The sequence below is a fragment of the Dyella sp. S184 genome (assembly GCF_009766065.1).
Lineage (GTDB): Bacteria > Pseudomonadota > Gammaproteobacteria > Xanthomonadales > Rhodanobacteraceae > Rhodanobacter.
Map to the genome: position 1 here is coordinate 249,285 of NZ_LMUE01000003.1, position 15,256 is coordinate 264,540.

Sequence of the window (15,256 nt, forward strand, 5' to 3'; positions counted from 1 at the left end):
ACCGTCTTTATTTTGCCTTGGACGTGTTCAATACCACGGCGGCGCGGATAAGCGCCTTCAACGCCTTTTCATCGATCTTGTCGCCTTCATGGAAATCGATGGCACGCCGGGTGTTGCCTTCGAGGCTGGAGTTGAAGAGGCGCGAAGGATCCTCCAGCGAGGCACCCTTGGCGAAGGTCATCTTCACGGCATTCTTGTAGGTCTCGCCGGTGCAGATCATTCCGGCGTGGTACCACACCGGCACGCCTCGCCACTTCCACTCCTCGACCACCTCGGGGATGGCCTGCTTGATGAGCGCCCGGACATGGGCGAGCGTCTCGCCACGCCAATCGCCCAGTTCCTTGATCCTCGCATCGATCAGCTTGGAGGGAGCATCGCCTGAGCTTGCTTCCTTCGCACCGCTCTTCTCGTTCTTCATGATGACCGCTCCTGCACACGCAGCAGGTTGCCCGCGGGATCGCGGATGGCGCAGTCGCGAACCCCATACGGCTGCTGCGTCGGCTCCTCGACGATCTCGGCGCCACTGGCCTGTATCCGTTCGAAGGCGGCGTCGAGATCCTTGGTAGCCAGCAGCATGATCGCGTAGGTGCCCTTGGCCATCATCTCGGCGATGGTGCGTTTCTCGTCGTCGGTGACACCGGGGCTGGCGGCTGGCGGGAACAGCACGATGGACGTGCCGGGCTGGTCGGGTGGCCCGACCGTGATCCAGCGCATCCCGTTGTAGCCGACATCGTTGCGCACCTCGAAGCCGAGGGTGTCGCGATAGAACGCCAGCGAGGCGTCCGGGTTGGTTTGCGGAAGAAAACTCGCGTGAATATTGATATCCATGGCCGTCGTGCTCGGAGTGGGTGGAGTCGTCATGCTAGGTCCGACTCGGGGGTCGGCGCTTCTCGATTCCTGACCGGTCGCGTCACCTGTCTCGCCACGCAGGACGGCATGCCCGCGGTCGCGTGCGCCGCCTCACGCCGATAGACGCTGGGCGGCACCCCGGCCAGCTCGGTGAAGCGCGTGCTGAAGGTACCCAGCGACGCGCAGCCGACCGCGAAGCAGACCTCGGTGACGCTGAGGTCGCCACGACGCAGCAGCGCCATCGCGCGCTCGATGCGCCGGGTCATCAGATAGCTGTAAGGCGACTCGCCGAAGGCGAGCTTGAACTGGCGACTGAGGTGCCCGGCCGACATGTGCACGCCGCGGGCGAGCGCCTCGACGTCCAGCGGCTGCGCGTACTCCCGATCGATCCGGTCGCGAACGCGACGCAACCGTGCGAGGTCGCGCAGGTGCTGTGCTGCGGCGGGTCGGCTATTCATTGGTGCGATCGTCCCACTTGGCGCCGGGGTGCTCAAGTCCATAACAAACAGCCAATTAGGAAGCGAACCTGAACCAAACCCTGCTTTTGCACCAGTAAGTGAACCTGACCCCGTTTTTGCGTGCCATTTGGGGGGTAGGCTGACCGTCCGTCTGACTGAACTGGAGTCCCGCCATGGCCTTGTGGAAAGAACCCGTCAAGACCCCCGCCGCCGAAACGCCCGAAGCCATGGACCTGACGCGCCTCGGCATCCCGGAGACCAAGCCCGAAGCGCAAACCTCAGTGCAGCCCGCACTCCGTCCCACGCCCACGCCTACACCCACGTCGAGCAAGCCCAAGACCGAATCGCTGATCGCGCCCGATATCACCATCGAAGGCAAGATCGAAGGTGCGGGCCATGTGCGCATCGCCGGCAGCTTCAAGGGCGACGTCAACGTGCGCGGCGACCTCACCATCGAGGCCGGCGCCAAGGTGACCGGCAGCGTGCGCGCCGAGAAGGTCATCATCGCGGGGGAACTGATCGGCAACATCGAATCCGCAGCGCACGTGGAATTGCAGCAAAGCGGCGCGCTGACCGGCGACCTGAAGGCAGGATCGCTTAGCGTGGCGGCGGGTTCGCGCATGCGCGGCCAAGCCGAGTTCGGCTGGGACGATGCGAAGGACGGCAACAACGCGCACAAGGCCAACGGGCACAGCGGCACAGCTTCGTGACCACCGCACCCCCGGGCACGGCCGGGGCGACGCGCACCTGTCCGCACTGCCGGGAGACTATCCTGGAAAGTGCGGGAGTGTGTCCCGCCTGCCGCCACAAGCTGCGCTTCAGTGAACCCACCAACGCGGTCGCAGCACCAACGTCCGTGCCACTGCGCGTGGAAGGCAGCTTTCGCAACCCTGTCGGCAGCGGTGCGTGGGAATATTCGATGGTGCTGACCATCCGCGACGAACGCGGCGAGGAGATCGCGCGCAAGCTGGTTGGCGTCGGCGCCATGCAACCGGACGAACAACGCACCTTCACCTTGAGCGTCGAGATGAACCCCGCCAGCGCAAGCGGGAAGCGCACACGGCATTGATGCTCCCTCCGCACTCTTGAACTACAGTCGTAAAAAAGAGGTCAAGGACACGTTCCTGACAGGTTGAATGTCTCTGACCTCTTTCGTCGCTCTGGCGTCGCTATCGAGCTACGTCGGCGGGAAAAGTTGTGATGCGTGATGGGGCGATATGAGCAGTCTGTTCGAAATTGCTTTTGATCCCCTACCCAGAGGAAGCCGCCGATCTGCGGAATCCGTCTACACGCAGTTACGCACCGCCATTCTTGATGGCCGGTTGGTTGCCGAGTCCAAACTCCCGGGGGAGCGTCAGTCAGCTGTCTTTTTCGGTGTATCGAGAAACACGGTTACTCGGGCTTATACGAGGCTGGCGATCGAGGGGCTGGTGCAGTCCCGGCAAGGGTCGGGAACGTATGTGGCGCCGAAACAAAGTCGTCCACCGCGCGAACGTTTCTTGGCACAGCAAACACCCGATCCACGTCTGAATTCGCTGTGGTCTCGGCCAGAGCTTGCCCGCACACTTAATTTCTGGAACGACGGTCAGCGTCCAAGGACGCCAAGGGCCACCGCATTCCTGGATTTTCGGCCAGCGTTGGTCGATCCGCGACTCTTCCCATTCGAGATATTTCGTCGAGTCAGTGCCAAGCAACTCCGGCGAATGGAATTGAAGCCTCCTGCCTTCAAGAGTCCGCAGGGCAACCAGGGTCATTTCCCGTTGAGAGAAGCTGTCGCGACGCACATCGGCATCTCGCGCGCGGTCGTGTGCGAGCCCGACGATGTGCTGGTTACCGCTGGCGCGCAGCAGGCTTTCGATATTCTCGCCCGCGTGCTGGTAACCCCAGGGGTTACGACGGTCGCCATTGAAGATCCGGGCTACCCACCGATGCGCGCTGCATTTCTCGCCGCCGGCGCCAAGGTTGTGCCAGTAGCGGTCGACGCGCAGGGGCTGGTGGTCGACGCCCTGCCGATCCCTGTACAGATCGTCTGCGTATGCCCTTCACACCAATTTCCGCTCGGCGTATCCATGTCCGCCGAGCGGCGCGCAGCATTGCTCGATTTTGCCCGCAAGCATGGGGCAGTCATCGTCGAGGACGATTACGACGGAGAATTCCGTTACGACGGCACGCCACTGCAGGCGCTGCGATCCACGGCGACCGCGGATGACGTGTTCTACATCGGCACCTTCTCCAAGTGCATGCTCCCCGCGCTGCGACTGGGATACGTCGTAGCACCGCAGTGGGCCATGCCGACGCTGGTTACGGCGAAGAACTGTCTCGATTGGCATTGCCCGACTTTGACGCAAATGGCGGTTGCCCGTTACATCGCCGATGGGCATCTGGCGCGGCACGTGCGAAAGCTCCGGGACGTATACAGGAAGCGACGAGATCTCATAGAGCAGATTCTGCGATTGGACTTCTCGGAAGAACTGTCACCGATGCAGTCGCATTACGGAATGCATGTAGCGGCGTTATCGACACTACCCAAGCGCCTCGAACGCGTCACCGCACGATTGTTGGAGTCAAACGTGCATCTGCATTCGTTCGAGCGCTATTTTTTCGGCGAACCCACATCGGAAGGCCTGGTTTTCGGCTACGGCGCCGTTGACCTCAAGGCTATCGAGCAGGGCTTAAAGGCGTTACGGCGCGTGCTCTAGCAGGCTGTTGAGAAATCTCCCAACGTCGCGTCCAGCTAAGTGGCCCACCCCTGATTTCTCCGACTGGCCCTTCTGGCGCTCTGGGTTTTCCCTAAAGTCTCGTCCTGGGTTTGGCCATACGGAGAACGCGATGATGGGGAGACTGCTGTTACGTGGCGTCATGATTGCCGGTGTTCTTGCATGCTCGTCCTTGAATGCGCGGGCCGAGCCACCTAGGAACGGCGCTCATGATTTCGACTTCGCTCGTGGGGCTTGGCATACGCATGCCACGCAGGTGCTCGACCCGTTCGAGGGCGGCACCCACACGGTGACCATGGAAGGTACAAAGACAGCGCGGCCGGTTTGGAATGGCCACGCATGGCTTGAGGAGATTGAGGCCGATGGCCCCAATGGACATTGGGAAGGTGCGACGCTCTTCGTCTATAACTCCAAAGCTGGGCAATGGAGTCAAACTTACATCGACAGCGACTCGGGAGAGATCGAAGCTCCGACCATCGGAAGCTTCAAAGACGGCAGGGGTGAGCTGTTCGGCACGACGGTTTACAAGAGCCAAACGGTCCTCGTACGCGGAGTATGGTCCGACATCACGACCAACTCTCATCGCTATGAGATTTCCTACTCCCGGGATGCCGGCCGAACTTGGGCGACCGCGTTCAAAGCCTATTTGACGCGGCTCAAGTAATCGCGCCCAGGCTGGCGCTCGACTGCTCTGAAACTGCTCCCTGAGAAGGATTGATCAGGGAGCAGAACAGATGCGCCGAAATCAACTTCGGCGCCCTTCTCCTACCTCATCGGCGCAGGCGTTCCATCGGACCACTTGCCGGCCGGAACCATGAACAGTTTTATCTTCTCAGGGACCTGAAACTGGGGGTTCAGCATCACCGGAGAGCCTGGCACGTCGGCAGCCCAATCCGCTTCAAGTGGCATATAGAACATCAGGTGCGGCATCCAGTGCCCCACCGAATCATTCAGATAGCCTTGTTTCGACATCATGTAGCTCATGGCACCAGGTTCCAGAGGCGGCAACTGCTTCCTGGCGAGTGCGGTCTTGATGCCTTCCATGATTTGACTCCTGGATTGTCCGGCGAGAGCCAGCTCGGTCCTCTTGTAGGTTATCGGCAGGATCGATCGCGCCGCCTGCGGGTTGAAGCACGTGGGCCCGCGCAATTTGGGATTCCAGAATTCCGGAAAATCGAACTGGGCTGACCAGGACCGGTCGACCATGCATACAAAGCCGTTCCTGCCTTCGACCGCGGTGACGTAGCCATGCGGCCCGAGCACCATGATCTTGGCTTCCCCGGAAATGGCTTTGGGCGCCGCGCTACGCGCCAAGGCGATTTCCGCATCGCGGTCCCCCATCAGGTATTGCGACACGGGCGCCATGCTCGGATAGGCATGTTGCGAATTTTGAGCCACTGAACTTTCGGCAACCGCTATAGCTAAAAACATGCTTAGCATCGCGCAAATCTTTAAGCGGCCGGCATCTTGCTTCATCTCGTGTCTCCCCGTCTGATTGCTAAGGTGTAATGAGGATCTGATTTTCCGGATCGACCCCCGATGGCGCCCAAGCCAAAGGCGCGAGTGAGCGGACCTCTTCCACGACGAATGAGATAGAGGGAAATCGACATTCGATCAGGACCGTGGTGATACACCTTCAGGCGTATCACAGCCGCATATTGACACCGACTCAGCTAAACAGCGCCTTGGCGCCCGTGACGGCGATCTGCAGGCCCACGCAGAAAATGAAGAAGGCGATCAGGCGGTTGAAAATCCGCTCACCCTGGGAGCCCAGGTAGCGTTCGATGCGCTGGGTGTTGAGAAAGAACACATACACCAGCACGCACATCACCACGATCGCCAGCATGATCGCGCCCATGTTGAACAGCATCTGGCGCAGATCGGTATCCGCGCCGTGCGCGCTCAGGGTGAGCAGTACCGAGATCGTCCCCGCACCCGTGGTCAGCGGAAAGGTCAGCGGGTAAAACAGCTGATTGTCGATATTGCGGGGTTTCGCATCGCCTACGTCGCTGCTGCTGTCGGCGCTCGCATCCTTGTCGTCGGACGAAAGGAATTCCCAGCCCATCTTGCAGATCATGATGCCGCCAGCCAGCTGCACCACGGGAATCGACAGCCCGAACAGCTTCAGGATCCACTGTCCTGCAATCAGCGTCACCGTACAGACGCAAAACGCATACAGCGTGATCGTACCCACCGCGCGCTTTTTGCCGCCCCGATCCAGACGGGCGAAGTAAGGCATCACCACGAAGGCGGTACCGATCGGATTGACCACCGGGAACAGCGCCACCACGCCGATGAAGAGCAAGTGGATGAAAGTGTGCAGCTCGGATGTCATGTTCAGCGCCCCTGCTCCAGATGACCCGCCCAAGTGTGCTGGAAGGAAACCAGTATCGTCTGCTGGCGCAGATGATGACTTCTTTGTCCCGGATATTCTCCCGCACAACCGCGGTTGCAAAATCCCTGCGAACATTCCCATAGTGGCGAACGGCAACCAACAAAGGCTGCTGACGCTCCCAAGAGGACCCTCTGCACATGAAAAAAGCCGTCCTGGCCTCGGCGCTCGTTTCGCTCGCCGGCCTCCTTTCCATCGCGTCGCCCGCGGCGCCCGTACCGGGCTCCGATGCCTCGAAGGTCACGCCCGACATGATCCAGACCGCGTCGGACATTCCGGCCGACTGGAAGCCGCCGCAGGGCAACTTCGACTACGTCAAGCGCGAGGTCATGATCCCGATGCGCGACGGTGTGAAGCTGCACACCGTGCTGCTGATCCCGAAGGGTGCGCACAGCCTGCCGATGCTGCTCGAACGCACGCCTTACAACACCGGCAGCTTCACGACCGGCAACAGCCCGCACATGACCGACGCGGTGTGGTCGGGCGACAAGGACTGGGCCGACGGCAGCACCATCCTGGTCTGGCAGGACGTCCGCGGCAAATACGGCTCGGAAGGCCAATACATCATGACGCGCCCGCCGATGGGGCCGCTCAACCCGACCACGACCGACGACACCACCGATGCCTGGGACACCATCGACTGGCTGGTGAAGAACATCAAGGAGTCGAACGGCAACGTCGGCATGATCGGTTCGTCCTATGACGGCTGGACGGTTGCCATGGCCCTGCTCCACCCGCACCCCGCGCTGAAGGTTGCGGCGCCGGAAAGCCCGATGATCGACGGCTGGATGGGTGACGACTGGTACCACTATGGCGCCCTGCGCCAGGTGAACCTCGACTACTTCAGCGGCCAGACCAGCAAGAAGGGCGAAGGCGAGGGCATCCCGCGCGAGAACTACGACGACTACACCAACTTCCTCGACGCCGGTTCGGCCGGCGCCTATGCCGAGGCCAACGGCTTCAGGCAGCTGCCCTGGTGGAACCGCTTCTCGGCACACCCCGCCTACGACGCCTTCTGGCAGCTCCAGGCGCTGGACAAGCTGCTTGTCGCGCATCCCTCCGACGTGCCCACGATGTGGCTGCAGGGCCTGTGGGATCAGGAGGACATCTACGGCGCCGTGCATGCCTGGGAAGCGCTCAAGAAGGCCGGGCACGGCGCCAACAACCACCTCGTGATGGGCCCCTGGTGGCACAGCCAGATCAACCGTGACGGCTGGAACATGGGGCCGCTCAAGTGGCCGGGCAACACGACGGCGCAATTCCGCCAGAACGTGATGATCCCGTGGTTCAACCACTACCTGCGCGGCACGCCGCTGCCCAAGCCACTGCCCGAAGCGATGATCTACAACCCGGTCGAGCAGCACTGGGACGGCTTCGCCGACTGGAAGGTGGCAAGCAAGCAGCAGCTCACCCCACTCTACCTGCAGGCCGACATGGGCCTGGGCTTCGAGCAGCCGAACGGTGGCGGCGACAGCTACGTCGCCGACCCCGCCAAGCCCGTGCCCTACCTGCCCCGCCCGATCCCGACCCAGAACGAGGACCGCTGGCGCACCTGGCTGGTCCACGACCAGCGCTTCGTGGTGGACCGACCCGACGTGCTGACCTACACCACGCCCGTGCTGAGCAAGACCGTGCGGCTCGAAGGCGCGCCGATCGCCGACCTCTTCGCCAGCACCACCGGCACCGACGGCGACTTCGTGGTCAAGCTGATCGACGTCTATCCCGGCACCGATCCGACCGATCCTGCGATGGGAGGCTACGAGCTGCCGGTCTCGCTCGACATCTTCCGCGGGCGCTATCGCAAGAGCTTCGCCGAGCCTTCGCCGATCCCGGCGAATCAGGTGCAGGAATACAAGTTCCGCCTGCCCACGGTGAACTACGAGTTCAAGCCTGGCCACCGGATCATGGTGCAGATCCAATCCAGCCTGTTCCCGCTTTACGACCGCAACCCGCAGACCTATGTGCCCAACATTCTGTTCGCCAAACCGTCGGACTACCAAAAGGCGACGGTGACGATCGAGCATGGGTCCGATGGACGCAGTGCGGTGTTGTTGCCGGTGGTCGCGAGCTCGACCAGCAGCGACTGATCGATGCCTTGGCCCGGTCCGCGCTCCCGCGCGGACCGGACCTTTCTGCCGCACACGATGCGAAGACAATGACGACTGTCTCGACAGCCATCTGACAGCTTGTTGCCATGAAACCGCTATAAGGCGAGTGCAACGTAATGGATCGCGTCGGCAGTGGGCGGCTTGGTTGGATTACGCTTCGCCGATCCGCCTACAAATCGGTTGTTTCCACACCGCAGGGGAGTGTGTCCGTGCAACGACGTGAATTTTTGCGCCATGCGGGCACCACGCTCGCCCTGGCCTCCACCGCCACCCTCACCGGCTGCGCCCGGCAGATCATTGTGCCGAACGCAAAGCCCGCGCTTCCGCCGCGGGCCGCGCAGCTGGAATCGGGCGTCGCGGAGCTGGCGCCGGTCAGGGCGCAGGTGGACCGCATCACCGGCGTATACGTATGCAGCCGTCCTTTCCGCGCGGCAGGACCGCGTATTGAGTTGGAAAAATTCGGCGACAAGGCCGTCGTGCACAACTATGGACACGGCGGCAGCGGCTGGTCGTTGTCGTGGGGTTCGAGCACGCTCGCCGTGCGCATGGCGCAGGCCACCGGCGTGCGCGAGCTGGGCGTCATCGGCTGCGGCGCGCTGGGGCTCACGTCGGCCCTGCTGGCGCAGCGTGCCGGCATGGCGGTGCGCATCTATGCCAAAGCGTTGCCGCCCGATGTGTTCTCGATGCGCGCCACCGGCCTGTGGACGCCGGACTCGCGCATCTGCGACGCACAGCACGCCGCAGATTTCGGCGATCGCTGGGAAACCATGGCGCGCACTTCCTATGCCATGTACCAGAGCATGCTGGGGCTGCCCGGCGATCCGATCGAATGGATCGATGGCTATCACTTGCTCGACAGCACATCGGGCCCGCAAAACAAAACTGTTTCCGATGAGCCGGAATACGGTGATTTGAGCGATCGCATCAGTGATCTCGGTCCGCAGTCCGTCACCCTGCCTGTGGGCAGCACGCCGTTCCCGCAACCGGCGCGGCGTTTCTCCATCATGATGTTCAACATCACCAGCTATACGCGCATGCTGATGTCCGACTTCCAGCTCGCCGGCGGAAAAATCATCGTGCGCGAATTCAACCATCCGCGCGAATTGCAGGCGCTGCCCGAGCGCACCCTGATCAATGCCACCGGCTACGGCGCCAGGGCCCTGTTCGACGACGAGTCGATCATTCCCGTGCGCGGCCAGACCGCGCGCCTGATTCCGCAGCCCGAAGTGAATTACGCGTTGATGACCAGGAACCTCAGCATGGTGCCGCGCCGCGATGGTCTGCTGGTACAGGCGTATGGTGACACCGGCAATTTCAACAACAGCGACCTCACGCCCAATCGTGCAGCCTCCGAAGCCGCGGTGCGGCAGCTTGCCGACATCATGGCGACGATGCGCAGCACTTGAGGGTCATCCGTCCACACAATGGCTCCGCGTTTGGAGAAAGTCCACCCTGCCCCTTGCTTTCGCTACGACGCCCTCCAACTTGTGGCGATGTTCGACAAAATCAGAAATTGGCGCGTGCGACGCACCGTCGCCCGGCACCCGATCGCCGAACCGCTCTGGCGGGACGCGCTGCAGCGCTGTGCCCCTGCGCAGCGGCTGGGTGCTTCCGACCAGGCCACGCTTCGCGTGCTGGCGACGCTGTTCCTGGAGAGCAAGTCGCTGGAGCCGACCAAGGGGTTGCAGCTTGAGGACGCCGACCGTGTCCTGCTCGCGGCCCATGCTTGCATACCCATCTTGAAACTGGGCCTTGATTGGTACGACGGTTGGCGCAGCATCATCGTGTACCCGGACGCGTTCATTCCGCATCGCCAGAAGATCGATGCAGCGGGAGTCGTTCACCAGACCAACAGCGTGATGGCCGGTGAGGCATGGGGGCGTGGGCCGGTGATCCTGTCGTGGGCGGAGGTGCTGAATGGCGGGAAGAAACCGGGGCACAACGTGGTCATCCACGAAATGGCACACAAGCTCGATATGCTCAACGGCGACGCCAACGGCTTTCCGCCATTGCACCGACGCATGGACCGCCGTGTATGGTCGCGGGTCTTCTCGAGCGCGTGGGATCGCCTGAAGGAAGAGCAACGCAACGGGGCCGAGTTGCCGATTGACCCGTATGCTCTTGAAAGCCCGGCCGAATTTTTTGCGGTCACCAGTGAGCAATTTTTCGAGGCGCCGGCAAACTTGCGCCAGCACTTGCCGGACGTCTATCGGCAGCTTGAGCAGTTTTACCGGCAGCATCCGTTCTGAGGGTTCCAGAAAATGGACGAAGGAAGTCAAGCGAACCTCATTCGACTTCATCCGTACCAGTTTCAGATCAGGGGAACCCTGAATGAAAGAATCTGTCTACCGGGGTTGGCTGTAACACGCGCCGACGGTATGCGCAGGTTTCGTTTGGGTAATTGGCTTCAACTTGAATAAGGCAGTGTCATCGAACGTTCCAGGCAGGTCCTACATCCGCAAGAGAAGGATCGTGCACGCGGTCTGGCATTACTCGACAGCGAAACGCGCGAGACCTTGGGTCGCAGACGCGGGCGACAGCCACCGCTGACGCACCCGGCGTTCGCGCTGGCTTTGGTCTTGGTATTGCACGCGCTGTTCGCACTGGCGCTGTGGCACGAGATGCAGCCCAAGCCGCAGCATCTGGCGATGGTGCCTATCGATAGCAATCAGGTGCTGACCGTGCGTCTGATCGATCAACCCAGCAAGCCGCGCGCCGTGCAGCCGCCTCAGCCACCCAAGTTGGCGCCGCAGCAGCAGGTGGTGCCCCCACGCGTTCACGAGGTGCCACCTCGTGATGCGATGGTCATGCAGGATCATGAAGCGACACCTGCGCCGGCGGCCTCCGTGTCCACGCCGTCCGCCGTCAATTTACGCCTGCCGCCCCCCACGGAGACTTATGCAACAACAAGCGCCAAGGCCACACCGGCCAAGCCCACGGACGATCGTCAGATCATGCAGCACGACTACAACCAGATGCACACCCAGACCACCCGCTTCGAGAAATATTTCCCGCCACCGAACGAGACAGCCGGTGGTGCGGTGGGTCGCCATATAGGCGATTCGCTCAAGGCGATGGTCAAAACCATGTGCGATCCCAAGAAGAGCAGCACGGTTTCCAACTTGCTGTGCGACGCGCCTCCCCTACCGCCTTCCCCCAAGGACCGCGACGAGCGCCTCAACCTGCCGCCGCCACCGCTGGCCGACGATCCGAATCCGCCCACACCGCCGCCACTGTCGAGCTGCATCGCCGAGTACAAGGCAGACAAGCCGCTGTCGGACGGCTGCCCGATCAACACGCCCGATCTGGCCTTCAAGGCCGAGATGCGTGAATGCATCGATCTGTTCCGTGCCGGCAAGCGCCTCAAGACATGGTGCCCGCTCGATACGCCCAAGCGCGCAGCGGCCGAGTCGTCGACGCCAGCGGTTTCCTCGAGCGTGGGTTCGCACTGAGCACGGTCGACCACATGTAGCGGTGTGTCTCAGAAAACCGGAAGCAATCAAAGCGGGTCAGAGCCGCTCCGTCTATTTTCCAGCCGCCTCGGTCTCCGCCGCCTTCTGCACGAGTTCCTTGATCCTGAGAACGCGCAACAGTTCGGACTTCTTGAGTCCTTCGCGCGCCTCCTTGATCACTTCGTGGGCCAAGTTTTGGCTGGTGTGGTGCCGCTTCGCGTCGATGGCGGCATCCAGCCGTTGCTGGGCTGCCTTGATCGCTTTGTCGACGCGATAGAGGGGAGCATGCGGGTTCGTGGTCAGGGGTGGGTCGTAGCTTTTCGTCATGATGTTTCTTCGTGATCAGGACGGCACGATAGCCCGGTTGACCGCGCTTCGCGCGTGCACCGTCGTTACACGTTTGTACCAAAACCCAAAATCGGGAGGATCACTCAATGCGCGCACCGATGAAGTTGATCCGCGGAACCCATCGATCATGATCAGCGCCCCTGCATCCTGATCAGCATGAGGCCACCGGCCAGGATCGGCCAGGAGCAGACGTTAGCTGCACGAATCCAGGCCGGCGGTCTTTTGGGCGATGCGGATGACGACGAACTCGGCCGGGTAAACGGGAGCCAGGCCGATGTCGATGAAAAGTTGGCCCAGCTCACGCATTTCCGGCGGATTGTTCGACGCATCGCATGTGACGAAGAACGCCTCCTGCGCTGTCGCGCCGAACAATGCTCCCTGGCCCCATAACGTGGTGAGGAAGGCGCCGATGTCTCGTGATACCGCCGCCCACAGGGCTTGGTCGTTTGGCTCGAAGACCACCCACTGCAGACTGTTCTTCAGGCTTTGCTCCACGAAGATAAACAATCGCCGCACGCTGAGATAAGTCCATTGCGTATCTTGCGACAATGTGCGCGCGCCGCAGACCACGTTGCCGTAGTTGATGACATTGCGCAGCGCATTGATGCCGTTCGGATTGAGCGTATCTTGGTCCGCATCGGTCACTTGCGCAGCCAGTGACGTGACGGTGCACAAGGCACCATCATAGACGCCAGCGGGCGATTTCCACACGCCGATACTCGAATCGGTATAGGCGTAGCGTCCCAGCACGGGGCCAGAAGGTGGGATTGGCACACTTGTATTGCTGAGAGGATTGAATATCCACGTCCACGGGTAATACAGCGCGCCATAGTTGGAGTTGAGCGCCTGACCACCCTGCAACGTACCCGGTGGTGGCGTGCCGTTCTTGAAAGACAGGACACCCGACATGTTCTGGCCGTAGGGCGGATCGGCCACATAGAACATGCTTCCCAGCTGCTCGCACAGGCGCAGGCCTTGGTTCACCAACTCGCTCTGCAAGACAGCGTTGGTAGCACCGCTGCTGTCGGTGGAGCCGACAGTATCGGGCATCGCCAGCAGGCTTATCCCCTGCACCTTTACCAACGCCTCCAGCGCGCCACTGAAATCCCAGGTCGGGTTCTGGCCGTTATTGAGGGCGATGGGTGTTGGCATATTGGGTAGAGGCATGCCGTCGAATGCCGCCACACGGATGAACATCGACTGCGAATTGATGCGCGTCTGGAGCGCGACGTTGGCCGCGGCAATGCCGCTGAAAGTCTCCAGCACGTAATAGCTGTCGGAGTTGATCCTGGTGGACACAAGTCCGTTCTGCTTCACATAGGCGGCCAGCATTTGCATGGCCTGGTCGGCTGGCGCGCTGCTCGGGTTTATTACCGAAGCAGGTATCACCACCAGCAGATTGAAAGTGGGTGTCTGACCTGAACTGCCGCCCGACGTTCCATCAGAACTGTTAGTGATGCACAGCTGCAAACGGTTGGCCCAGGCTCCCATACTGGCCGCGTTGATCGTCGTACTGCCAATAGTGGCGGTCGCGATCCTGCCCTGACCGGAAACAATCTGGTTGGCGCGGACGACGTAGCAGCTGACACCGCCTTCCCGGAAAAACTCATACACCGCCCAGGACATGAAGCCACACCAGCTCAAATTGCCGAATTGGCGCGTATAGGCATTCCAACTGGTGATCAGCGTGGGGACTTCGTAAGGCCCGCTCTCCGCGAAGCCGATAAAGGCCGCCACCGATGTCGAGGCACCCTGGATACTGCGGCTGCCGGAAATTTCCTGGATATAGACGCCGGGATGCTGGTAAGTGGGCACGGTCCTGTTCCTCGTTAGGTGCGCTGGCAGGTTGCAAAATCAACACGCAGCGTGCGCCAAGGGCGCGAAGTTATCCATGGTCCATCGATATGCCAGCCGCCGAGTACGCAATGGCCGCTTGGCGCGTGCGCGTAGCCACCTGCACTCAACACAACATCGCGACTCAAGCTTAATGAGGGCAATCGTTTTTTCACACAGGCTTCTCGACTCGAAAAATCCGGTCGCGAAGAGTTCACTCTTGTCTCCGATTCCAGGCAGTACACTGGCCGTCGAGCAGTTCGAGCCATCCAGAGCCGCCACCGAGGTGTATCAGCATGTTGAGCATGATCGAGGATCTTCCGGACCACGTGGTCGGCATCCGGATCAACGACAAGCTGCGCGCGGAAGACTACGAGACGCAGCTCATCCCGCTGGTCAACGACAAGCTGGAAAGGCAGCACAAGCTCGACTTGCTGTGCTGCATCGACGGCGAATGGAAGGGCATGGAAGCCGGCGCGGTATGGCAGGACCTGCGTTTGGGGCTGGGCAAGATCGGCCACTGGGCGCGCATGGCGATCGTCAGCGACATCAAGTGGATCGAGAACGCCATCAAGCTGTTCGGGCTGTTTTCTCCCGGTGAACTGCGGCACTTCGCCAGCAACGACTACGCGGCTGCCAAAGCATGGGTCTGCGAGAGCGATCGTGCTCGCATCGGCATCGCACTGGATGCCGACGTCGGCATCCTGGTGCTGGAGCCGGCCGCGGACCAGGCACTAAGCGAAGACGATTTCGAAGCCGTCGGCAAAGTGATCGGCGACTATCTCAAGAGTCACGACCGGCTTCGCGGCGTCTTGATTCACAGCCGGAAATTTCCCGGCTGGCAGGGGGTGGGCGCCCTGTTCGCCCACCTGAAGTTCGTCAATGCTGTGCACGACAAGATCGGCAAGATCGCGCTGGTGACCAACAGCCCCATGGGTACCTTCGCCGACCACGTGCTCGATCCGCTGATGCGGGCCAAGGTCCACAAATTCGCTTACGACGAGCGGGACCAGGCCATGCGCTGGCTGCAGGATTGAACGCGCACGTCGGCGCAAAAACTTCGCGCCGAAAAACAACCGCAGAAAGTCCACTCTGCCCC

16 protein-coding genes are annotated in these 15,256 nt (G+C 61.5%); 9 read left to right on the forward strand and 7 right to left on the reverse strand.

From position 1 onward, the window contains the following. Positions 1–7: 7 nt before the first annotated feature. The 3 genes from GSQ75_RS08655 to GSQ75_RS08665 are packed head-to-tail and all read right to left on the reverse strand — an operon-like array spanning position 8 to position 1,307. A complete protein-coding gene (locus GSQ75_RS08655) occupies positions 8–418 on the reverse strand; it encodes a DUF1801 domain-containing protein (RefSeq protein ID WP_158754155.1) in 411 nt (136 codons plus the stop codon). Beyond that, a complete protein-coding gene (locus tag GSQ75_RS08660) occupies positions 415–861 on the reverse strand; it encodes a VOC family protein (protein ID WP_254058510.1) in 447 nt (148 codons plus the stop codon). The genes GSQ75_RS08655 and GSQ75_RS08660 overlap by 4 nt, the downstream gene beginning before the upstream one ends. Then, on the reverse strand, positions 858–1,307 hold the full coding sequence (locus GSQ75_RS08665; protein ID WP_158754156.1) for a helix-turn-helix transcriptional regulator: 450 nt from the start codon (positions 1,305–1,307) through the stop codon (positions 858–860). Before GSQ75_RS08665 ends, GSQ75_RS08660 begins: the two co-directional genes overlap by 4 nt. Before the next feature lie 173 nt (positions 1,308–1,480). Here GSQ75_RS08665 and GSQ75_RS08670 point away from each other — a divergent pair, with 173 nt between their 5' ends. The 4 genes from GSQ75_RS08670 to GSQ75_RS08685 all read left to right on the forward strand — a co-directional run bounded on the left by GSQ75_RS08670 (position 1,481) and on the right by GSQ75_RS08685 (position 4,688). After that, entirely contained in the window at positions 1,481–2,017 is a 537-nt protein-coding gene (locus GSQ75_RS08670) for a polymer-forming cytoskeletal protein (RefSeq protein ID WP_158754157.1), read from the forward strand. Beyond that, complete coding sequence (locus GSQ75_RS08675) at positions 2,014–2,376, forward strand: hypothetical protein (protein WP_158754158.1); 363 nt, start codon at positions 2,014–2,016, stop codon at positions 2,374–2,376. The genes GSQ75_RS08670 and GSQ75_RS08675 overlap by 4 nt, the downstream gene beginning before the upstream one ends. 148 nt (positions 2,377–2,524) lie before the next feature. Then, complete coding sequence (locus GSQ75_RS08680) at positions 2,525–4,006, forward strand: PLP-dependent aminotransferase family protein (protein ID WP_158754159.1); 1,482 nt, start codon at positions 2,525–2,527, stop codon at positions 4,004–4,006. 130 nt (positions 4,007–4,136) lie between these two features. Then, positions 4,137–4,688 (forward strand): hypothetical protein, encoded by a 552-nt coding sequence (locus GSQ75_RS08685; RefSeq protein ID WP_158754160.1) that lies wholly within the window; start codon positions 4,137–4,139, stop codon positions 4,686–4,688. Between the two features lie 101 nt (positions 4,689–4,789). Here GSQ75_RS08685 and GSQ75_RS08690 read toward each other — a convergent pair whose 3' ends face one another. Then, complete coding sequence (locus GSQ75_RS08690) at positions 4,790–5,500, reverse strand: hypothetical protein (RefSeq protein WP_158754161.1); 711 nt, start codon at positions 5,498–5,500, stop codon at positions 4,790–4,792. Positions 5,501–5,693: 193 nt separating this feature from the next. Continuing rightward, on the reverse strand, positions 5,694–6,359 hold the full coding sequence (locus tag GSQ75_RS08695) for a MarC family protein (RefSeq protein WP_158754162.1): 666 nt from the start codon (positions 6,357–6,359) through the stop codon (positions 5,694–5,696). 197 nt (positions 6,360–6,556) lie between these two features. Here GSQ75_RS08695 and GSQ75_RS08700 point away from each other — a divergent pair, with 197 nt between their 5' ends. The 4 genes from GSQ75_RS08700 (at position 6,557) to GSQ75_RS08715 (ending at position 11,976) form a co-directional block, all read left to right on the forward strand. Then, positions 6,557–8,503 carry a CocE/NonD family hydrolase gene (locus GSQ75_RS08700; RefSeq protein ID WP_158754163.1) on the forward strand — a complete coding sequence of 649 codons (1,947 nt, stop codon included), beginning with the start codon at positions 6,557–6,559 and terminating at the stop codon, positions 8,501–8,503. 230 nt (positions 8,504–8,733) lie between these two features. After that, positions 8,734–9,930 (forward strand): FAD-dependent oxidoreductase, encoded by a 1,197-nt coding sequence (locus GSQ75_RS08705; RefSeq protein WP_158754164.1) that lies wholly within the window; start codon positions 8,734–8,736, stop codon positions 9,928–9,930. 30 nt (positions 9,931–9,960) lie between these two features. Further along, positions 9,961–10,773, forward strand: a complete 813-nt coding sequence (locus tag GSQ75_RS08710; RefSeq protein ID WP_254058511.1) for a M90 family metallopeptidase — start codon at positions 9,961–9,963, stop codon at positions 10,771–10,773. 267 nt (positions 10,774–11,040) lie between these two features. Continuing rightward, positions 11,041–11,976, forward strand: a complete 936-nt coding sequence (locus tag GSQ75_RS08715) for a hypothetical protein (protein WP_254058512.1) — start codon at positions 11,041–11,043, stop codon at positions 11,974–11,976. A gap of 72 nt (positions 11,977–12,048) precedes the next feature. On the opposite strand, the gene GSQ75_RS08720 is transcribed toward GSQ75_RS08715, so the two are convergent. Continuing rightward, positions 12,049–12,303, reverse strand: a complete 255-nt coding sequence (locus GSQ75_RS08720; RefSeq protein WP_158754165.1) for a hypothetical protein — start codon at positions 12,301–12,303, stop codon at positions 12,049–12,051. Between the two features lie 213 nt (positions 12,304–12,516). Further along, positions 12,517–14,139, reverse strand: a complete 1,623-nt coding sequence (locus tag GSQ75_RS08725) for a phage tail sheath C-terminal domain-containing protein (protein ID WP_158754166.1) — start codon at positions 14,137–14,139, stop codon at positions 12,517–12,519. Between the two features lie 314 nt (positions 14,140–14,453). Here GSQ75_RS08725 and GSQ75_RS08730 point away from each other — a divergent pair, with 314 nt between their 5' ends. Next, positions 14,454–15,194: an STAS/SEC14 domain-containing protein gene (locus GSQ75_RS08730; RefSeq protein WP_158754167.1), complete on the forward strand. Its 741-nt coding sequence runs from the start codon at positions 14,454–14,456 to the stop codon at positions 15,192–15,194. The last annotated feature ends 62 nt before the right edge of the window (positions 15,195–15,256 follow it).

Bases quoted from the DNA above. Each gene is read 5' to 3' on its own strand.
- GSQ75_RS08655 (WP_158754155.1), bottom strand. From the start codon at position 418: ATGAAGAACGAGAAGAGCGGTGCGAAGGAAGCAAGCTCAGGCGATGCT.
- GSQ75_RS08660 (WP_254058510.1), bottom strand. From the start codon at position 861: ATGACGACTCCACCCACTCCGAGCACGACGGCCATGGATATCAATATT.
- GSQ75_RS08665 (WP_158754156.1), bottom strand. From the start codon at position 1,307: ATGAATAGCCGACCCGCCGCAGCACAGCACCTGCGCGACCTCGCACGG.
- GSQ75_RS08670 (WP_158754157.1), top strand. From the start codon at position 1,481: ATGGCCTTGTGGAAAGAACCCGTCAAGACCCCCGCCGCCGAAACGCCC.
- GSQ75_RS08680 (WP_158754159.1), top strand. From the start codon at position 2,525: ATGAGCAGTCTGTTCGAAATTGCTTTTGATCCCCTACCCAGAGGAAGC.
- GSQ75_RS08685 (WP_158754160.1), top strand. From the start codon at position 4,137: ATGATGGGGAGACTGCTGTTACGTGGCGTCATGATTGCCGGTGTTCTT.
- GSQ75_RS08690 (WP_158754161.1), bottom strand. From the start codon at position 5,500: ATGAAGCAAGATGCCGGCCGCTTAAAGATTTGCGCGATGCTAAGCATG.
- GSQ75_RS08695 (WP_158754162.1), bottom strand. From the start codon at position 6,359: ATGACATCCGAGCTGCACACTTTCATCCACTTGCTCTTCATCGGCGTG.
- GSQ75_RS08700 (WP_158754163.1), top strand. From the start codon at position 6,557: ATGAAAAAAGCCGTCCTGGCCTCGGCGCTCGTTTCGCTCGCCGGCCTC.
- GSQ75_RS08720 (WP_158754165.1), bottom strand. From the start codon at position 12,303: ATGACGAAAAGCTACGACCCACCCCTGACCACGAACCCGCATGCTCCC.
- GSQ75_RS08730 (WP_158754167.1), top strand. From the start codon at position 14,454: ATGTTGAGCATGATCGAGGATCTTCCGGACCACGTGGTCGGCATCCGG.